At 61.4% G+C, this 18,679-nt stretch carries 18 protein-coding genes; 7 read left to right on the top strand and 11 right to left on the bottom strand.

All coding sequences use genetic code 11. The features are described 5' to 3' along the window. Window positions 1–123: 123 nt before the first annotated feature. Entirely contained in the window at window positions 124–402 is a 279-nt protein-coding gene (locus CFII68_RS17925) for a DUF3509 domain-containing protein (protein WP_003204481.1), read from the bottom strand. A 354-nt stretch (window positions 403–756) separates the two neighbouring features. Between CFII68_RS17925 and CFII68_RS17930 the strand changes: the two genes are divergently transcribed. From CFII68_RS17930 to CFII68_RS17945, 4 genes are all read left to right on the top strand, one after another. Continuing rightward, window positions 757–2,595, top strand: coding sequence for a long-chain-acyl-CoA synthetase (locus CFII68_RS17930; RefSeq protein WP_018604676.1), 1,839 nt, complete (start codon window positions 757–759; stop codon window positions 2,593–2,595). 94 nt (window positions 2,596–2,689) lie between these two features. Further along, window positions 2,690–3,208 carry an ankyrin repeat domain-containing protein gene (locus CFII68_RS17935; protein WP_018604674.1) on the top strand — a complete coding sequence of 173 codons (519 nt, stop codon included), beginning with the start codon at window positions 2,690–2,692 and terminating at the stop codon, window positions 3,206–3,208. Window positions 3,209–3,399: 191 nt separating this feature from the next. After that, window positions 3,400–3,930, top strand: coding sequence for a hypothetical protein (locus tag CFII68_RS17940; RefSeq protein ID WP_018604671.1), 531 nt, complete (start codon window positions 3,400–3,402; stop codon window positions 3,928–3,930). A gap of 71 nt (window positions 3,931–4,001) precedes the next feature. Then, window positions 4,002–4,193, top strand: coding sequence for a PLDc N-terminal domain-containing protein (locus tag CFII68_RS17945; protein WP_014339608.1), 192 nt, complete (start codon window positions 4,002–4,004; stop codon window positions 4,191–4,193). Between the two features lie 60 nt (window positions 4,194–4,253). On the opposite strand, the gene CFII68_RS17950 is transcribed toward CFII68_RS17945, so the two are convergent. The 9 genes from CFII68_RS17950 to gcl all read right to left on the bottom strand — a co-directional run bounded on the left by CFII68_RS17950 (window position 4,254) and on the right by gcl (window position 15,358). After that, a complete protein-coding gene (locus tag CFII68_RS17950) occupies window positions 4,254–5,453 on the bottom strand; it encodes an MFS transporter (protein WP_018604668.1) in 1,200 nt (399 codons plus the stop codon). Between the two features lie 306 nt (window positions 5,454–5,759). Then, a complete protein-coding gene (locus CFII68_RS17955) occupies window positions 5,760–6,758 on the bottom strand; it encodes a sulfate ABC transporter substrate-binding protein (protein WP_018604667.1) in 999 nt (332 codons plus the stop codon). 93 nt (window positions 6,759–6,851) lie between these two features. After that, window positions 6,852–7,676: an ion transporter gene (locus tag CFII68_RS17960; protein WP_018604665.1), complete on the bottom strand. Its 825-nt coding sequence runs from the start codon at window positions 7,674–7,676 to the stop codon at window positions 6,852–6,854. A gap of 20 nt (window positions 7,677–7,696) precedes the next feature. Next, window positions 7,697–8,611: an urea transporter gene (locus tag CFII68_RS17965; protein WP_018604663.1), complete on the bottom strand. Its 915-nt coding sequence runs from the start codon at window positions 8,609–8,611 to the stop codon at window positions 7,697–7,699. 191 nt (window positions 8,612–8,802) lie between these two features. After that, window positions 8,803–10,218: a pyruvate kinase gene (pyk, locus tag CFII68_RS17970; protein ID WP_018604661.1), complete on the bottom strand. Its 1,416-nt coding sequence runs from the start codon at window positions 10,216–10,218 to the stop codon at window positions 8,803–8,805. Next, window positions 10,208–11,488, bottom strand: a complete 1,281-nt coding sequence (locus CFII68_RS17975; RefSeq protein WP_018604659.1) for a glycerate kinase — start codon at window positions 11,486–11,488, stop codon at window positions 10,208–10,210. The genes pyk and CFII68_RS17975 overlap by 11 nt, the downstream gene beginning before the upstream one ends. A gap of 149 nt (window positions 11,489–11,637) precedes the next feature. Beyond that, window positions 11,638–12,528 (bottom strand): 2-hydroxy-3-oxopropionate reductase, encoded by an 891-nt coding sequence (locus CFII68_RS17980; protein WP_018604657.1) that lies wholly within the window; start codon window positions 12,526–12,528, stop codon window positions 11,638–11,640. A gap of 146 nt (window positions 12,529–12,674) precedes the next feature. Next, complete coding sequence (gene hyi / locus CFII68_RS17985; protein WP_018604655.1) at window positions 12,675–13,457, bottom strand: hydroxypyruvate isomerase; 783 nt, start codon at window positions 13,455–13,457, stop codon at window positions 12,675–12,677. Between the two features lie 125 nt (window positions 13,458–13,582). Continuing rightward, window positions 13,583–15,358 carry a glyoxylate carboligase gene (gene gcl / locus CFII68_RS17990; protein WP_018604654.1) on the bottom strand — a complete coding sequence of 592 codons (1,776 nt, stop codon included), beginning with the start codon at window positions 15,356–15,358 and terminating at the stop codon, window positions 13,583–13,585. 268 nt (window positions 15,359–15,626) lie between these two features. Between gcl and CFII68_RS17995 the strand changes: the two genes are divergently transcribed. Then, entirely contained in the window at window positions 15,627–16,067 is a 441-nt protein-coding gene (locus CFII68_RS17995; protein WP_018604653.1) for a heme-binding protein, read from the top strand. A gap of 214 nt (window positions 16,068–16,281) precedes the next feature. Continuing rightward, window positions 16,282–16,740: a transposase gene (locus CFII68_RS18000; protein WP_018604651.1), complete on the top strand. Its 459-nt coding sequence runs from the start codon at window positions 16,282–16,284 to the stop codon at window positions 16,738–16,740. Window positions 16,741–16,920: 180 nt separating this feature from the next. On the opposite strand, the gene CFII68_RS18005 is transcribed toward CFII68_RS18000, so the two are convergent. Beyond that, on the bottom strand, window positions 16,921–17,529 hold the full coding sequence (locus tag CFII68_RS18005) for a TetR/AcrR family transcriptional regulator (protein ID WP_018604649.1): 609 nt from the start codon (window positions 17,527–17,529) through the stop codon (window positions 16,921–16,923). Between the two features lie 131 nt (window positions 17,530–17,660). Here CFII68_RS18005 and CFII68_RS18010 point away from each other — a divergent pair, with 131 nt between their 5' ends. Further along, window positions 17,661–18,575 (top strand): DUF808 domain-containing protein, encoded by a 915-nt coding sequence (locus CFII68_RS18010; RefSeq protein ID WP_018604648.1) that lies wholly within the window; start codon window positions 17,661–17,663, stop codon window positions 18,573–18,575. Window positions 18,576–18,679 lie beyond the last annotated feature (104 nt).

Here is an 18,679-nt window from a genome sequence, read left to right as displayed (position 1 = left end):
CCATAAGCCGCCGTTACCGAAGAAACGGATCTACTCACCAAAGCGGGTTTCCGCAAGGCGAAAAAAAACGGCGCTTCCCATCTCTGAAAAAAGCGCCGTTTCCAAGTGAACAGCAAAGCAAACTCAAGCGCTATGGTAAGTCGGCAAAGCAAACCGATGCTGGCTCTGCAACAAGGTGATCTGGGGCAACTCGCTAGCCTGTTCAGCCAGGTCACGACGAATCGCACTGATCGCCCAGGACAACTGATCCCCCGCATGCAATTGAGCATAGGAAATCGTGCGTTTGAACAGCTTGCCGTCACTATTACGCAAGGTCAGCAAAATGCCGCCATCCGGGCGGGGCTGGGTGGTCACTTCGTAGTTGGAAAACAGGGACGCAAACTTTTCTTGAATCATGTTCATAGTTGACTGCTCCATGTATGGCAAACCGTGGAGGGGAGGTTGCACTGTCTGTGCCAGCATTTGGATTTATATAAAACCCTTTAAAAACAGATAGTTATGTTTTTGCTGTATTTTTGATTTCGTGCATCTTGCATGAATCGCCATCGTGCATCCTGCATTTTGCGTGGTCGGGCAATGATTTTTGGAACCAAATCGTTTTGCGGCGCTCACGCTTCGCCTGTCTCGGGCAGCGGATACAAAACATTGCAAAAACCGCGTGTACAGCGCCGCAATTGCCAGCGTACTTTCGAGCCAAATCACCTCCTGCCCGATAACAAGAACCGAGACCCACGAGGTCGAACGGGGAAGATCACCATGAGTCGTACACCCAGCGACGCGATTACCTGGGGCATGATGCTGCGCAAGCTGCCAGCCATTGCCAGAGCCGTCCCCCGGATCGTCAAAGGCATGAAGCTGGCCAACGTCCAGGACCCGACCCAGCCTTGCGGCCTGGGCTGGTGTTTCGAGCAGGCCACGCAACGCAATCCCCAGGGCCCGGCACTGCTGTGCGGCGCTACGGTGTTGAGTTATGCACAGGTCAACGCGCAGGCCAATCGCATCGCCCATTACCTGCTGGCCCAGGGCATCGGCAAGGGCGATTGCGTGGCGATATTCATCGAGAACCGGCCACAGCTGTTGATCAGCGTGCTGGCGATGGCCAAGGTTGGCGCGGTCAGTGCCATGCTCAACACCTCGCAAACCGGCGACGCGCTGGTGCACAGCCTGGCCCTGGTCAACCCGGTCGCGGTGGTGGTGGGGGATGAGCGGGTCGCGGCCTTCAACGACATACGAGAGCGAACCACTCTATCGAGCAGCAGGACCTGGTGGCTGGCGGATCAGGACAGCGCCGATATCCCGTCCGATGCCCCGTCCGGTTTCATCGACCTGATGGCTGGCGGCGAGGATTACCCAAGCGATAACCCGGCGAGCAGCCAGCAGGTGTTCTGCAACGACCCGTGTTTTTATCTCTACACCTCGGGCACCACCGGGCTGCCCAAGGCTGGGGTGTTTCGCCATGGTCGCTGGATGCGCACGTCCACCAGCTTCGGCCTGATCGCCTTGGACATGCAGCCCGACGATGTCGTGTATTGCACGTTGCCGCTGTACCACGCCACGGGCTTGTGCGTGTGCTGGGGCGCAGCGATCTGTGGTGCATCGGGCTTCGCGATTCGGCGCAAGTTCAGCGCCAGCCAGTTCTGGAGCGACGTACGCCGCTACCGGGCGACCACGCTGGGGTATGTCGGTGAGTTGTGCCGCTACCTGATCGACCAGCCTGTCGCTGCCGATGACCGCCACCACGGTGTGAAGAAAATGATCGGCAACGGTCTGCGGCCCGGGGCCTGGTCGACCTTCAAGACCCGGTTTGGCATCGACCACATCTGTGAGCTGTATGCGGCCAGCGACGGCAATATCGGTTTCACCAACATCCTGAATTTCGACAACACCATCGGGTTTTCCCTGATGGGCTGGGAATTGGTGCAGTACGACCATGCCAGCGGCCTGCCGTTGCGCAACCTGCAAGGTCGCATGCAAAAAGTGCCCAGGGGCCAACCGGGCCTGTTGCTGGCGCGGATCGACGAGAAGGCGCCACTGGATGGCTACACCGATCAGGCCTTGACCGAAAAAACCATCTGCCGGGATGTCTTTGCGCCGGGTGATCGTTACTTCAATACCGGAGACCTGTTGCGCAACATTGGTTTCGGGCATGGGCAGTTCGTTGATCGACTCGGCGATACCTATCGCTGGAAAGGCGAAAACGTCTCCACCACGGAAGTCGAAAATGTGCTGCTGCAACATCCGCAGGTGGCCGAGGCAGTGGCTTATGGCGTGGAGATCAATGGCACCAATGGCCGTGCCGGCATGGCGGCAATCACCCCGTCCGAATCCCTGGCGACCCTGGACTTCAGCGAGTTGTTGCAGTTTTTGCAAGGCAAGCTGCCTGCCTATGCCGTGCCGCTGTTCCTGCGTATCAAGGTAAAAATGGACACCACCGGCACCTTCAAGTACCAGAAGACTCGCCTCAAGGCCGAAGCGTTCGACCCATGCGTTACCGGGGATGAGCCGATCTTCGCCTGGCTGCCGGGAACCGATACTTACGTGCGGGTGGATCGGCAGCTGGCCGTTCGGATTCAGGGCGGACAATTGCGTTATTGATTCTGACTATGACGGGCACAGTGAAAAAAGGGATGACAGCGCCCGGGTCCCTCGGGAAACTAGCCGCTTTGCGAAGACCCGAGTGGAGTTTCCCATGTCCGATACTAGCCGCCAGATGACCCCGGAAGAGGCTGCGGAGTTTGCCGAGCAGGTGTTCAACGTCGCACGCCAGGGTGATGCGGCCATGATGGCCGCGTTGCTGAGCAAGGGCCTGCCACCCAACCTGCGTAACCACAAGGGCGACACCTTGTTGATGCTGGCCGCTTACCACGGGCATGTGGAAACGGTGAAAGTGTTGCTGGAGCACAAGGCCGATCCGGAAATCCGCAACGACAACGGCCAGAGCCCGATTGCCGGCGCGGCGTTCAAGGGCGACCTGGCGGTGGTTTCGGCGTTGGTGGATGGCGGCGCGCAAGTGGAAGGCGCCTCCTTCGATGGTCGTACCGCGCTGATGATGGCGGCGATGTTCAACCGCGTGGAAATCGTCGACTACCTGATCGGCAAAGGCGCCGACCCGAAAGCCAAGGATGCCAACGGCGTCTCGGCCCTCGATGCCGCCAAGACCATGGGCGCGGTGGACACCACGGCGCAGTTGGAAAAGTTGTTGGGCTGAAAGGCTGTGGGAGCAAAGCTTGCTCGCGATACAGGCACCTCGGTTCCAGAGAGACCGCGTTGTTTTCATCGCGGGCAAGCTTTGCTCCCACAAAATGCTCGTTCACCACAGGTCCTTCTCCAATCCTAATCTGCATGCGAATGCGCTATCCTGCCCGCCCTCAAAACACCCTTCGCCACAGGATTCACCCCATGAAAGCCGCCCTCATCGAACTCATCGGTAAAATCAGCTCTGGCTGCCTCGGCGAGGCGGACATCGCGAAAATCGCTGACGAAGCGGCCCAGGCCTACGCCGATCCGACGGTTTTCCTGGCGGCCAACCCCGATATCAACTACGACGACACGTTCCCCATCCCGTTGGGTGAGTGGGTAGTGGTGGGCAGCCTGCCGGACACCGTGCTGTTCCAGGCCGACACCTACGTGGACCTGTTCGAACAGATCGTCGCCTCGTTCGGCCCCGGCGTGGCGTTCAACCTCAAGCCCAAGCAACTGGCGAAGACCGAAGCCCTGACCGCGCTGAACCGCATCCAGATCCAGATGAGCAGCCTGAACAAGGAAAACGGCGGCTACGTGCTGATGAACTTCAGCCAATTGCTCGACGATGAATTGCAAATGGTGCTGGTGTACGGCAACGACGTGCCGCGGGTGCTGGAGCTGTGTGCCGAAGTCGGCATCACCGCCGCGCCGGCCCTGGAAGCCCTCAAGGTCGCGGTCCACGTCTGAAGCAATAAAACGGAACCCTTGCCTGGCGCCCGCTATCCTAAGGGTGCACATCACCATTTGGGAGCGACACCATGGGTTCCACTTTCAACGGCCTGGTCGGCCTGATCATCCTGGCGCTCGATATCTGGGCGATCATCAATGTACTCAAGAGTGGCGCGCAAATCGGGATGAAAATCCTCTGGGTGCTGCTGATCCTGCTGTTGCCGGTACTGGGCCTGATCATCTGGGCGATTGCCGGACCGCGTGGCAACGTGCGGATTTGACACGCTCCACCCAAAAGCCCGGGCGCTGAAGGCGACCGGGCTTTTTTAGGCGTGGGGTACTCAGGCCGTGGCCAGGGACGGCTTGCGCGAGGTGCTCAAGAAGCGCAGCAAGGCCAACAGTGGGAAGGCACTGCCGACGATCACCACCCACAACCAGCCGCCGTGTTCGTACACCGCACTGGCAATCGATGAGCCGAAGGCGCCACCGACGAAGATGCTGGTCATGTACAGCGCATTCAGCCGGCTGCGACTCTTGGCATCGAGGGCATAGATGGTGCGCTGGCCCAGGACCATGTTCATCTGCACACAGAAATCCAGGACCACGCCGGTCACTGCCAGGCCGATCACGCTGTACAGCGGATGGATGAACGCCGGCAGGAAACTCAGGCTGGCGAACAACATCGCCAGCAGCGAGGCGTTGCGGGTATGGCCGGCATCCGCCAGGCGACCGGCGATGGGGGCGGCGATGGCGCCAATGGCACCGACCAGGGCGAACAAGGCGATTTCAGTCTGGGACAGGCCATGGTTGCGTGACAGTTCCAGTGGCACGGCGGTCCAGAACAGGCTGAACGTGGCGAACAGGCAAGCCTGGTAGAACGCCCGTTGCCGCAACAGCGGTTGTTGGCGCAGCAGGGTGCCGAGCGAGCCCAGCAGTTGGCCATAAGAGGCACTGTGGTCGGGCTGGCGCTTGGGCACGGTCAGCGCCAGGACGATGCTGATGGCGGCCATCAATGCGGCGGCGATGATGAACATGGCCCGCCAGCCGAAGTGATCGGCCACGACGCTGGAGACTGGCCGCGCCAGCAGGATCCCCAGCAGCAGGCCGCCCATGATCCCACCCACGACCCGACCCCGGGTCTCCTCCGGCGCCAGGTGTGCGGCCAGCGGAATCAGGACTTGCACCGACACCGAGCTGAACCCCACCAACAGCGAAACCAGCAGGAATACGTTCGGTTGATCGGTGAACGCTGCCCCTAACAAACTGGCGATCGCCACCACGGTGGTGATGATCATCAGCCGCCGGTTTTCCAGCAAGTCACCCAACGGCACCAGGAAAAACAGGCCCAGGGCATAACCGATCTGGGTCAGCGAGACGATCAGGCTGGCCATGGTGCTGCTCAGGCCGACGTCGGGTGCGATCAGTTCGATGATGGGTTGGGCGTAGTAGATGTTGGCGACGATGGCGCCACAGCAGAAGGCGAAGAGCAGGACCATGCCGCGGGTCAAGGTGCTGCCGGGCGTGGGGGAATGAGCACTCATGGCAATCTCGTCAGTGAACAGGAAAGATGGCGCGAGGCTAAAGCGTTAGGGGGCCCTGGAACAGGGCTTGCGATTGATATCAGTCATGCTTGCAGTTGATGATGGGGCGCACAAGGAAGCTGGGAAGATTTTGTGGCAAGGGGATCTCTGGACCAAAGCTTGGTGGTCGGGGCCAGCCTGTGTGGGAGCAAGGCTTGCCCGCGATACAGGCACCTCGGTTCCAGAGGCACCGCGCTGTTTTCATCGCGAGCAAGCTTTGCTCCCACAGATCCCTTTGCCACAGGCTCGCGTACAGCTTGTTCTACCTTATTGCCCGCTGTAGATCTGGTCGAACACCCCACCGTCATTGAAGTGAGTCTTCTGCACCGTGCGCCAGTCGCCGAAGGTTTTTTCCACGGACAGGAAGTCGACTTTCGGGAAGCGGTCGGTGTATTTGGCCAGTACCGCCGGGTCCCGTGGGCGCAGGTAGTTGGCAGCGGCGATTTCCTGGCCTTCGGGCGACCACAGGTACTTGAGGTAGGCCTCGGCGGCTTCGCGGGAGCCTTTTTTCTCGACGACTTTGTCGACCACGCTGACCGGTGGCTCGGCCTCGGCGGACACGCTCGGGTAGATCACTTCGAACTGGTCGCGGCCGAATTCGCGGGCGATCATCTCCGCTTCGTTTTCAAAGGTCACCAGCACGTCGCCGATCTGGTTGGTCATGAAGGTGGTTGTCGCGGCGCGACCGCCGGTGTCCAGTACCGGTGCCTGCTTGAACAGTTTGCCGACGAAGGCCTTGGCCTTGTTCTCGTCACCGCCATTTTTCAGCACGTAACCCCAGGCCGAGAGGTAGGTGTAGCGACCGTTGCCGGAGGTTTTCGGGTTGGGCACGATCACCTGCACACCGTCCTTGAGCAGGTCGGGCCAGTCTTTCAAGGCTTTCGGGTTGCCTTTGCGCACGATGAACACCGTGGCCGAGGTGAACGGCGCGCTGTTGTTCGGCAAGCGGGTGACCCAGTTCTCGGGCACCAGTTTGCCGTTGTCCGCTAGGGCGTTGATGTCGGTGGCCATGTTCATGGTGATGACATCCGCCGGCAGCCCGTCGATCACCGAACGCGCCTGCTTGCTGGAGCCGCCGAACGACATCTGCACGGTGATGTTTTCGTTGTGCTCGGCCTGCCAGTGTTTCTGGAAGGCGGTGTTGTAGTCCTTGTAGAAATCGCGCATCACGTCGTAGGAAACGTTGAGCAGGGTCGGGGCGGCGTGGGCCAGGCTGCCAAAGGTCAGGCCGACGGCGAGAAGAGAGGCGCCAAAGAAGTTCTTCACTGCGAATTCCTTTTTATCAACGGGGGTTCCGGGCAATTAGCCAGCACACTAGCTGCAAGCCTATAGACCTTCAAGCATCAAAAAGTGCTTTGCTTATTCCAATTTCTTAAACAACGCATTGCCACAACGGGAGCAGAAAGCGGCACCGTGTTCGTGGTTGTTTTTGCTGCACACCGGGCAATCGTGCTGGAGCTGGTCGCCGCGCATGGCCGTGGCCAGTTCAGCCGTGAAAATACCCGTTGGCACGGCGATGATCGAGTAACCGGTGATCATCACCAGGGATGACACCACCTGGCCCAGTGGCGTCTTGGGCACGATGTCGCCGAAGCCCACCGTGGTCAGTGTCACGATAGCCCAATAGATGCCTTTGGGGATGCTGGTAAAGCCATTCCCAGGGCCTTCGATGACGTACATCAGCGTGCCGAATACCGTTACCAGGGTCGAGACGCTGACCAGGAACACGATGATTTTCTGCTTGCTCCCCCGCAGTGCCGCCATCAGGTAGTTGGCCTGCTTGAGGTAAGGGCTGAGCTTGAGCACACGGAAAATCCGCAGCATGCGGATGATCCGAATGATCAACAGGTATTGGGCATCGCTGTAGTACAGCGCCAGGATCCCCGGCACGATCGCCAGCAGGTCCACCAGCCCGTAGAAACTGAAGGCATAGCGCAGCGGCTTGGGCGAGCAGTACAGGCGCAGGCCGTACTCGACGATGAAGATGAAGGTGAAGCCCCACTCGATACCGGCCAGCAGGGCCGCGTAGTTTTTGTGCACGCTGTCGATGCTGTCGAGCATCACGATCACCAGGCTGGCGAGGATGATCAACAGCAAGGTGCTGTCGAAGCGCCGGCCGGCGACGGTGTCGGTCTGGAAAATGATCACGTAGAGGCGTTCGCGCCAATTGTTGCTGCTTTGCATAATCGTCGCCTGAACCGGAATCAGCGAAGCCTAGGGCGATTGCCCTGCAGAGCGCAAGGCGCGCTGTCGAGGCTGGCCTGGCGCCACACCCGGCCGCTGGCCTGGATCAGCCAACACGCGAGGATGAACGGTGCCGTCAGTGGGGGAAGGCCGAGGGCGATAAAACCTGGGGCAAGCATGACCGCCAGGAGAATGCCCGCCAGTGGCAGCCAGGGTTGGCGGCGCTGCTGGCTGAGGGCCAGAGCCACCAACACTGGGTTGTAACCGCCAAGGCCGCAAAGGGCGGTTGCGTTTTCATGTTGCGACAAGGCGAAGGCCAGGCCGGCGGCGGAACCGAACAATGCCCAACCGGCAGCGCGACGGTCGGCCAGCAGCAGGCCCGCCGCGATCAGCGCACCGGCCGCCGGATGGCCGAGAAACATGACCTGGCCCAGCCCGCTCAAATGCGCGGCCAGCAGGTTGGGTATCGTCATTTCAATCGTGGTGGTTGGGGGCGGCGGCAGGGTGAAACTCATCAGCAGCCAAGCCAACCCGACAAAAGGCGCGGTGTAGGCGGGCAGGCATCGAGGGCCTCGGCTGCGCTTGAGCCATTGCTGGGTCAGCATCGCGCTGAGACCGCCTGCGGCGATGATCAACGGTGGCAACAGGACGGACCAGGGCAACGCGAGGCTCAGCAACAAGCCCAGCAGGATGCCGTTGTAGCTGAACAGCCCGACTTGCCGGTCGGCCTTGGCGTAACCGCGTCGCTGGGCCGTGAGCAACCCGGCCACCCCGCCCAGCAACGCACCGCCGAACAGGGCGGGCGCAGTGAGCAGGATCGCCAGCAGGCACAGCAGGCCGCACAACGGATGGCGCTGGAGGAAGACTTGGCTGAAGCCGTTGAGCAGGGCGGTGGCCCAGTCGGGGCAGTGGGTGGTGGAAGAATGGTTGGGCATGATGGGTCAGAGGTAAGAGAGCACTGTGGCCAGAGATAGCCCCGTAGGAGCTGTGTAGGAGCGGTGTAGGAGCTGTCGAGTGCAACGAGGCTGCGATCTTCCCCCTACCCATTGAGTCGAGAGTGAACGATCAAGATCAAAAGATCGCAGGCTTCGCCAACTCCTACAGAAACAACTCTGGTCACAGAAAATTAGATCAGCGTCTCAATGCGCAACGAATTGGTCGACCCCGGCTGCCCGAACGGCACGCCCGCGGTGATCAGCAAGGTATCGCCGCGCTGGGCCATGCCTTGGGCCTGGGCGATTTCCAGGGCGGTGGAACAGACTTCATCCACCTGCTTCAACCGATCGTTGACCACCGAGTGCACGCCCCAGGCCACCGTCAGGCGGCGAGCGGTCTGCAGGTTCGGTGTGAGGTTGAGGATCGGCACCGTCGGCCGTTCCCGCGCCGCCCGTAGACTGGAGCTGCCCGATTCGCTGTAGTTCACCAGCACCGCCACTGGCAGCACGTTGCTGATGCGACGGATCGCGCAACTGATCGCATCCGACACCGTGGCCTCGGCTTTTGGCCGGCTGACATCCAGTTGCGCCTGGTAGTCGGGGCCGTTTTCCACTTGGCGGATGATCTTGCTCATCATCTGCACGGCTTCGAGGGGGTAATCCCCGGAAGCGGTTTCCGCCGACAGCATCACCGCATCGGCCCCCTCGGCCACGGCGTTGGCCACGTCGGTGACTTCGGCGCGGGTGGGCGCCGGGGAGAAGCGCATCGACTCGAGCATCTGGGTCGCCACCACCACCGGTTTGCCGAGGGCGCGGCAGGTGCCGATGATGTTCTTCTGAATCTGCGGCACGCTCTCGGCCGGGACTTCGACACCCAGGTCACCGCGGGCGACCATGATCGCGTCGCTCAATTCGGCGATTTCCCGCAATTGGGCCACCGCCGACGGCTTCTCGATCTTCGCCATCAGGAACGCCTGGTTGCCGATCAGCGCGCGAGCCTCGCGGATGTCCTCGGGACGCTGGACGAACGACAGCGCCACCCAGTCCACGCCCAGCTCCAGGCCGAAACTCAAGTCGCGCCGGTCCTTGGCGGTCAACGGGCTCAAGTCGAGCACGGCCTGGGGCACGTTCACGCCTTTGCGGTCCGACAGCTCGCCGCCGTTGAGCACCTCGGTGTCGATGGCGTCGCTGTGCCTGGCGGTCACGCGCAGGCGCAACTTGCCGTCGTCCAGCAGCAGGTCCATGCCGGGCTCCAGGGCCGCGATGATTTCCGGGTGGGGCAGGTTGACCCGGCGTTGATCGCCGGGCGTCGGGTCCAGGTCCAGACGCAGGGCCTGGCCGCGTTGCAGCAGGACCTTGCCGTCGGCGAATCGGCCGACCCGCAGCTTCGGACCTTGCAGGTCCATCAGGATGCCCAGCGGGTAATTGAGCTGCTGCTCGACCTCGCGAATCCACTGGTAGCGCTGGGCGTGGTCGGCATGCTCGCCGTGGCTGAAGTTCAGGCGGAAGATGTTCACGCCGGCCTGTACCAGCGCGCGGATGTCATCGATGCCGCGGGTGGCGGGGCCTAGGGTGGCGAGGATCTTGACCTTCTTATCAGGCGTCATGTTCGGGGTTCTCAAGGATCAGGATGGCGCGAAAGTCATTGACGTTGGTGCGGGTCGGTTCGGTGACGATCAGCGCATCCAGGGCGGCGAAGTAGCCATAGCCGTTGTTGTTGTCCAACTCGTCGCTGGCGCACAGGCCCAGCGCGGCGGCGCGGCGATAGCTGTCCGGGGTCATGAGGGCACCGGCGTTGTCTTCGGAACCGTCGATGCCGTCGGTGTCGCCGGCCAGCGCGTAGATGCCGGGATGACCCTTGAGGCTGTCGGTCAGGCTCAGCAGGAATTCTGCATTGCGCCCGCCACGACCGTCGCCGCGCACGGTGACGGTGGTTTCGCCGCCGGAGAGGATCACGCACGGCGCCGCCAGTGGCTGGCCGTGCAGGGCGATTTGCCGGGCGATGCCAGCGTGGACTTTCGCCACCTCCCGGGATTCGCCTTCCAGGTCGCCGAGGATCAATGGGCTGAAACCGGCCTGGCGCGCCTTCACCGCCGCGGCCTCCAATGACTGCTGGGGGCGGGCGATCAATTGGAAGTGGTTGCGGGCCAGGCTCGGGTCGCCGGGCTTGACGGTTTCCGATGCCGGGCTGTGCAACCAGTTGCGCACCGAGGCCGGCACCTCGATCTGGTAGCGCTGGAGAATCGCCAGGGCTTCGGCCGACGTGCTGGGGTCGGCCACGGTGGGGCCGGAGGCAATGACCGTGGCAAGATCCCCGGGCACATCGGAGATCGCGTAGGTGTACACCGTCGCCGGCCAGCAGGCCTTGCCCAGGCGCCCGCCCTTGATCGCCGAGAGGTGCTTGCGCACGCAATTCATCTCGCCGATGGTCGCGCCGGATTTGAGCAGGGCTTTGTTGATCGATTGCTTGTCGGCCAGGGTGATGCCTTCGGCGGGCAAGGCGAGCAGGGCAGAACCGCCGCCGGACAGCAGGAAGATCACCCGGTCGTCTTCGCTGAGGTTGCTGACCATTTCCAGCACCCGCTGGGCCACGGCCAGGCCTGCGGCATCAGGCACCGGGTGGGCGGCTTCCACTACTTCGATTTTCTGGCAGGGCGCGCCATGGCCGTAGCGGGTTACCACCAGGCCAGAGACTTCACCCTGCCAGCAGCGCTCGACCACTTGCGACATGGCCGCCGCGGCCTTGCCGGCACCGATGACGATCACTCGGCCGCTGCGGTCGCTGGGCAGGTAGCGTTCAAGGACGTGTTGCGGATGGGCCGCGTCAATGGCTGTGGCAAACAGCTCGCGCAGCAGTTGTTGCGGATCGACCGACATGGCGGGCTCCCGGGATTCTTGTTATTTGAAGGGCAACGCAGACCCCTGTGGGAGCGGGCTTGCTCGCGAAGGCGGTGTGTCAGTCAATACTTCATTGGCAGATCGATCACTTTCGCGAGCAAGCCCGCTCCCACAGGGTTTTTGGTGTGTCAGTTGTCGCGGATGGAGAAATTGGCCATGTGCTCCAACCCCTTGATCAGCGCCGAGTGATCCCAGTGGCTGCCGCCGATGGCCGCGCAGGTGCTGAACACTTGTTGGGCGTTGGCGGTGTTGGGCAGGTTGATGTTCAGTTCCCTGGCGCCTTGCAGCGCCAGGTTCAGGTCCTTCTGGTGCAGGCTGATGCGGAAGCCCGGGTCGAAGGTGCCCTTGATCATGCGTTCGCCGTGCACTTCGAGGATCTTCGACGAAGCGAAACCGCCCATCAGCGCTTCACGGACCTTGGCCGGGTCGGCACCGTTTTTCGAGGCGAACAACAACGCTTCGGCTACCGCCTGGATGTTCAAGGCAACGATGATCTGGTTCGCCACTTTGGCGGTCTGGCCGTCGCCGTTGCCGCCCACCAGGGTGATGTTCTTGCCGATGGCCTGGAACAGCGGCAGGGCCCGCTCGAAGGCGGCGCTGTCGCCACCGACCATGATGCTCAGCGTCGCGGCCTTGGCGCCGACTTCACCGCCGGACACCGGTGCATCGAGGTACTGCGCGCCTTTTTCATTGATCTTCGCCGCGAACGCCTTGGTGGCGGTGGGGGAGATCGAACTCATGTCGATCACCACCTTGCCCGCGCCCACACCCGCCGCCACGCCGTCGGCGCGGAACAGCACGTCGTCGACCTGCGGCGTGTCCGGGACCATGACGATGATGAACTCGGCTTCCTGGGCCACTTCCTTCGGGTTGGCCAGCGCCACCGCGCCACCCGCCAGCAAGTCGGTCGGGGCCGGGTCATGGTGTTGGGACAGGAACAGACTGTGACCGGCCTTTTGCAGGTTCAGTGCCATGGGGTGGCCCATGATGCCGGTGCCGATGAATCCGATTTTAGCCATGGGGAAATCCTCTTGTTGTTATCGCTGCTCGTAGGAGCTGTCGAGCGAAGCGAGGCTGCGATCTTTTGATCTTTCGCCCGGGACTCAAGTGTCAGGGGAAAGATCGCAGCCTCGTTGCACTCGGCAGCTCCTACAGGGGAAGGTGTTCAGATCGCGTTATGGGTTTTCAGCCAGCCCAGACCCGCTTCGGTGGTGGTCAGCGGCTTGTATTCGCAGCCGACCCAACCCGTGTAGCCAATGCGGTCCAGGTGTTCGAACAGGAAGCGATAGTTGATCTCGCCCGTGCCCGGCTCGTTGCGGCCCGGGTTGTCCGCCAGTTGCACGTGGTTGATCTCGCCCAGGTGCGCCGACAGGGTCCGGGCCAGGTCACCTTCCATGATCTGCATGTGGTAGATGTCGTACTGCAGAAACAGGTTGGCGCTGCCCACCTGCTCGCGGATCGACAGGGCCTGGGCGGTGTTGTTCAGGTAGAAGCCGGGAATGTCACGGGTGTTGATGGCTTCCATTACCAGCTTGATGCCGTTGGCCTGCAGCTTCTCGGCGGCGTATTTCAGGTTGGCGACGAAGGTTTTCTCCACCAGGGTTTCACTGCAGTTCTGCGGGCGAATCCCGGCCAGGCAGTTGACCTGGGTGTTGCCCAGCACCTGGGCGTAGGCGATGGCCAGGTCGACACCGGCGCGGAACTCCTCGACCCGGTCCGGCAGGCAGGCAATGCCGCGCTCGCCCTTGGCCCAGTCACCGGCCGGCAGGTTGAACAGCACCTGGGTCAGGCCGTTGGCGTCGAGCAAGGCCTTGAGTTCGGCGGAGCTGTAGTCATAAGGAAACAGGTATTCGACACCACTGAAACCGGCCTTGGCGGCGGCTTCGAAACGGGCGAGAAAATCCTGCTCGGTGAACAGCATGGACAGGTTGGCGGCGAAACGCGGCATGGTGGTCTCCTGTAAGTATTTGGCAAACCCCTCTGTGGGAGCGGGCTTGCTCGCGAAAGCGGTGTATCAGCCGACATCTTTGTTGGATCTGAAGCCGTCTTCGCGAGCAAGCCCGCTCCCACAGGTCAATCGAGTAGCGAAATGGCAGTCGGTGCATCGTTGCCCACAAGCGCCAGATCTTCAAATTCATTGACGGCGTTGATCTCGGTGCCCATGGAAATGTTGGTCACCCGTTCCAGGATGATCTCGACGATCACCGGCACCTTGAACTCCTCGATCATCGCCTGGGCCTGGCGCAGGGCCGGCTGGATGCCGGACGGTTCGAACACCCGCAGGGCCTTGCATCCCAGGCCTTCGGCCACGGCAACGTGATCCACGCCATAACCGTTGAGTTCCGGGGCGTTGAGGTTGTCGAAGGACAGCTGCACGCAGTAGTCCATGTCGAACCCGCGCTGGGCCTGGCGAATCAAGCCCAGGTAGGAGTTGTTCACCACGACATGGATGTAGGGCAGTTTGAACTGCGCACCCACCGCCAGCTCTTCGATCATGAACTGGAAGTCATAGTCGCCCGACAGCGCCACGACCTTGCGGCTCGGATCGGCCTTGACCACCCCCAGCGCGGCCGGAATGGTCCAGCCCAAGGGGCCGGCCTGACCGCAGTTGATCCAGTGGCGCGGCTTGTAGACATGGAGGAACTGCGCCCCGGCGATCTGCGACAGGCCAATGGTGCTGACGTAGCAGGTGTCCTTGCCGAACACCTGGTTCATTTCTTCGTACACGCGCTGTGGCTTGACCGGCACATTGTCGAAATGCGTCTTGCGTTGCAGGCTGGCCTTGCGTTGCTGGCAGTCTTGCAACCAGGCGTCGCGGTTTTTCAGCTTGCCGGCGGCTTGCCATTCACGGGCCACTTCGATGAACACCGTCAGGGCCGAGGCGGCATCGGAGACGATACCCAGGTCGGGCGTGAAGACACGGCCGATCTGGGTCGGCTCGATGTCCACGTGAATGAACGTGCGGCCTTCGGTGTAGACGTCCACCGAACCGGTATGACGGTTGGCCCAGCGGTTGCCGACGCCCAGCACCACGTCCGACTTGAGCAAGGTGGCGTTGCCGTAGCGATGGGAGGTTTGCAGGCCGACCATGCCGACCATCAGTGGGTGATCGTCGGGGATGGTGCCCCAGCCCATCAAGGTAGGGATGACGGGAATGCCGGTCAGTTCGGCGAACTCCACCAGCAGTTCGCTGGCATCGGCGTTGATGATGCCGCCACCGGCCACCAGCAACGGACGCTCAGCCTGATTGAGCATCGCCAGGGCTTTCTCGATCTGCACGCGGTTGGCCGCGGGTTTGGCCAGGGGCAGTGGCTGGTAGGCGTCGATGTCGAATTCGATCTCGGCCATCTGCACGTCGAACGGCAGGTCGATCAGCACCGGGCCCGGACGGCCGGAGCGCATCTCAAAGAACGCCTTCTGGAAGGCATACGGCACCTGGCCGGGCTCCAGCACGGTGGTTGCCCACTTGGTCACGGGTTTGACGATGCTGGTGATATCCACAGCCTGGAAGTCTTCCTTGTGCAGACGGGCGCGGGGGGCTTGCCCGGTGATGCACAGGATCGGGATCGAATCGGCCGAGGCGCTGTAGAGCCCGGTCACCATGTCGGTGCCGGCCGGGCCCGAGGTGCCGATGCACACGCCGATATTGCCAGCCTTGGTGCGGGTGTAGCCCTCGGCCATGTGCGAGGCGCCTTCAACGTGGCGAGCAAGGACGTGATCGATGCCACCCACCTTCTGCAGGGCGGAGTACAGCGGGTTGATCGCGGCACCCGGGATACCGAAGGCGGTGTCCACGCCTTCACGGCGCATTACCAGAACGGCGGCTTCGATTGCTCTCATTTTGCTCATTGTTTTGTGCCTCTTACGTTTTGTAATTGTATACAAGTGGCTTTGCGCAGAGTGTATTCACGGTAAACGGCGCAGGTCAATCCATTTCCTCAAGCATCTGTTTCATTCGTCGGAAGGCCAGGTTTTGCTACGGCCTTCCATCGATTAAGGTGCTTTGTGAAAATTATTGTATACAAAAATATGTATTGTTGTGTTCTATTTGTTGTGTTCGGTTTTGCTGAAAGTGAAGCCCACAAGGCTCTCCCATAACAAAAGAAGGACAGCACCCATGAGCGTTCTAACCTTGAAAATCGCCGTCAACCTGGCCGGGCAAGCCCTTGCCGCCGGTCGTGAAATCAGCGCTGCGCCCCTGACCGTCGCGGTCCTGGACAGCGGCGGGCACCTGGTTGCCTTGCAGCGCGAAGACGGCGCCAGCCTGCTTCGCCCGCAGATCGCCATCGGCAAGGCTTGGGGCGCCATCGCCCTGGGCAAAGGCTCACGCCTGCTGGCCCAGGACGCCCAGCAACGCCCGGCGTTTTTCGCGGCATTGAACGGGCTGGGGCAGGGCAACGTCGTACCGGCACCGGGTGGGGTGTTGATCAGGGATCAGGATGGGAAGGTGCTGGGGGCGATTGGTGTCAGTGGTGATGTTTCGGATGTGGATGAGCAGGTGGCGGTCAGGGCGGTGGAGGCGCTGCGGTTGAGGGCGGATGTGGGGGTTACTGTTTGATTTTGCGGTGAATTGACTGGCGTTTTCGCGAGCAAGCTCGCTCCCACTGGATCTGGTTGTCGACACAAAATGTGTGAACATTGCACATCCCCTGTGGGAGCGGGCTTGCTCGCGAAGGCAATCGACCAGACACATCCGGCTAAAGAGTCTGACCATGATGTTGTATTCACAGCGCTAGCCTTTTAGGACTTCATTGGGAAAGGAGGGCGACGGAATGCCTGTACGCTCAGCTTCACATCGCTTGCGTATCGGTCGCTATGCAGAGCAGAACCGCATCTACTTATTGACCGCCAATACACTAGAGCGCGAACCGGTCTTCAAAGACTATGGCTTGGGCAGAACTGTTATCCGTCAATTCCGGGCGGTACAGGAGCAGGGCATTGCTGACTCCCTGGCTTTTGTCGTCATGCCTGATCATGTTCATTGGTTGATTCAACTGCACCGTGGGTCCTTGGGGCAGTTGATGTGTCGGGTGAAGTCCATCAGTGCCAAGGGAGTCAACGAGGCGGCTGGTAGGGCTGGCAGCCTTTGGCAACCGGGTTACCACGATCGAGCGCTGCGGCGGGAAGAGGATTTGGTAAAGCTGGCTCGCTATGTTGTGGCAAATCCACTGCGGGCAGGTCTGGTAGAGCGACTTGGCGACTATCCGTTGTGGGATGCCATCTGGCTTTGACTTGAAATCGAGTCGCCGCCTTCGCGAGCAAGCCCGCTCCCACAAGGGATCTGTGGCGAACATTGGATCAGTGAACACTGGGGACCCTGTGGGAGCGGGCTTGCTCGCGAAGACGGCGGCATGTTCAGCATATTCACAAACTGACCCACCGCTTTCGATAAAGGCGATGGGGTCCTGAGCCTAGCGATCCACCTCACACCCCTTCAACACCAACCGAATAATCGTCTGCGCCGCCGCTTCGTAATCCGCTTCATCCAGCTTGGCCTTGCCGGTCACGGCGCTGATCTGCCAGTCGAAATCGGCATAGGTCTGGGTGGCGGCCCAGATGCTGAACATCAGGTGGTTGGGATCGATGGGGGCGATCTGGCCGCGGTCGATCCAGGTTTGGATGCAGTCGATGTTGTGCCGGGCCTGGGCGTTGAGTTGGTCCACCAGGTCGGGGCTCAGGTGGGGGGCGCCGTGCATGATTTCGCTGGCGAAGACTTTCGAGGCGAAGGGCAGGTCGCGGGAGATGCGGATCTTGGAGCGGATGTAGTGGCTCAGCACGTCACCGGGAACGCCGTCGGCATTGAACGGTGTCGAAGCCTGGAGAATCGGCTCGATGATGCTTTCCAGGACCTCGCGGTAGAGGTTTTCCTTGGATTTGAAGTAGTAGTAGACGTTGGGTTTGGGCAGGCCTGCCTTGGCCGCGATGTCGCTGGTCTTGGTCGCGGCGAAGCCCTTGTCGGCAAATTCTTCGCTGGCGGCACGCAGGATCAATTCTTTGTTGCGCTCGCGGATAGTGCTCATAAACCCAGGGGTTCCTTGCCTGTTCTGGCGGTGGCGCATGGTAGCACCGGCCTCGCGCGGCGCTCAAGAATGCCCCAAGGCACCACGGCTCGCGGTATGCTTCGCGGCATCATTATTCAAGGAGCCCCTTCATGGCCGGAAGCAGTTTGCTGGTACTGATCGACGATATCGCCACCGTGCTCGACGATGTTGCGCTGATGACCAAAATGGCCGCCAAGAAAACCGCCGGTGTGCTCGGCGATGACTTGGCGCTCAATGCCCAGCAGGTGTCAGGTGTGCGTGCCGAGCGGGAACTGCCGGTGGTGTGGGCGGTGGCCAAGGGGTCGTTCATCAACAAATTGATCCTGGTGCCGTCGGCGCTGGCGATCAGCGCCTTCGTCCCTTGGTTGGTGACACCGTTGTTGATGGTGGGCGGCGCCTACCTGTGTTTCGAAGGGTTCGAAAAACTGGCCCACAAGTTCCTTCACAGCAAGGCCGAAGATCAGGCCGAACATGCGCAACTGGTCGAGGCAGTGGCCGATCCGGCGGTCGATCTGGTGGCCTTCGAAAAGGACAAGATCAAGGGCGCGGTGCGCACCGACTTCATTCTGTCGGCGGAAATCATTGCCATCACCCTCGGCACCGTCGCCGATGCGCCGCTGACTCAACAGGTGATCGTGCTGTCGGGCATTGCGATTGTCATGACCGTCGGTGTGTACGGCCTGGTGGCGGGCATCGTCAAGCTCGATGACCTGGGGCTCTGGTTGACGCAGAAGCCAGGACAGGTCGCCAAAAGCATCGGCGGGGCCATCCTGCGCGCAGCGCCCTATATGATGAAAAGCTTGTCGGTGATCGGCACCGCAGCGATGTTCCTGGTGGGCGGTGGCATCCTTACCCACGGCGTGCCGGCGGTGCATCACTGGATCGAAGGCGTGACGGCCAGCGCCGGTGGCGCCGGGTTTATCGTGCCGATGTTGCTCAATGCGCTGGCGGGGATTGTCGCGGGGGCGGTGGTGTTGGTCGGGGTGCTGGCTGTTAGTAAGGTCTGGAAGACGCTCAAAGGCTAAAACTGACAACTCATAACCACTGTGGGAGCGGGCTTGCTCGCGAATGCGGTGTGTCAGTTGACGAACATGTCATCTGGCACACCGCATTCGCGAGCAAGCCCGCT

Source organism: Pseudomonas sp. CFII68 (genome assembly GCF_000416195.1).
Lineage (GTDB): Bacteria > Pseudomonadota > Gammaproteobacteria > Pseudomonadales > Pseudomonadaceae > Aquipseudomonas > Aquipseudomonas kilonensis.
The sequence above is the reverse complement of the archived record's forward strand: the minus strand, read 5'-3'. Positions and strand labels throughout refer to the sequence as shown.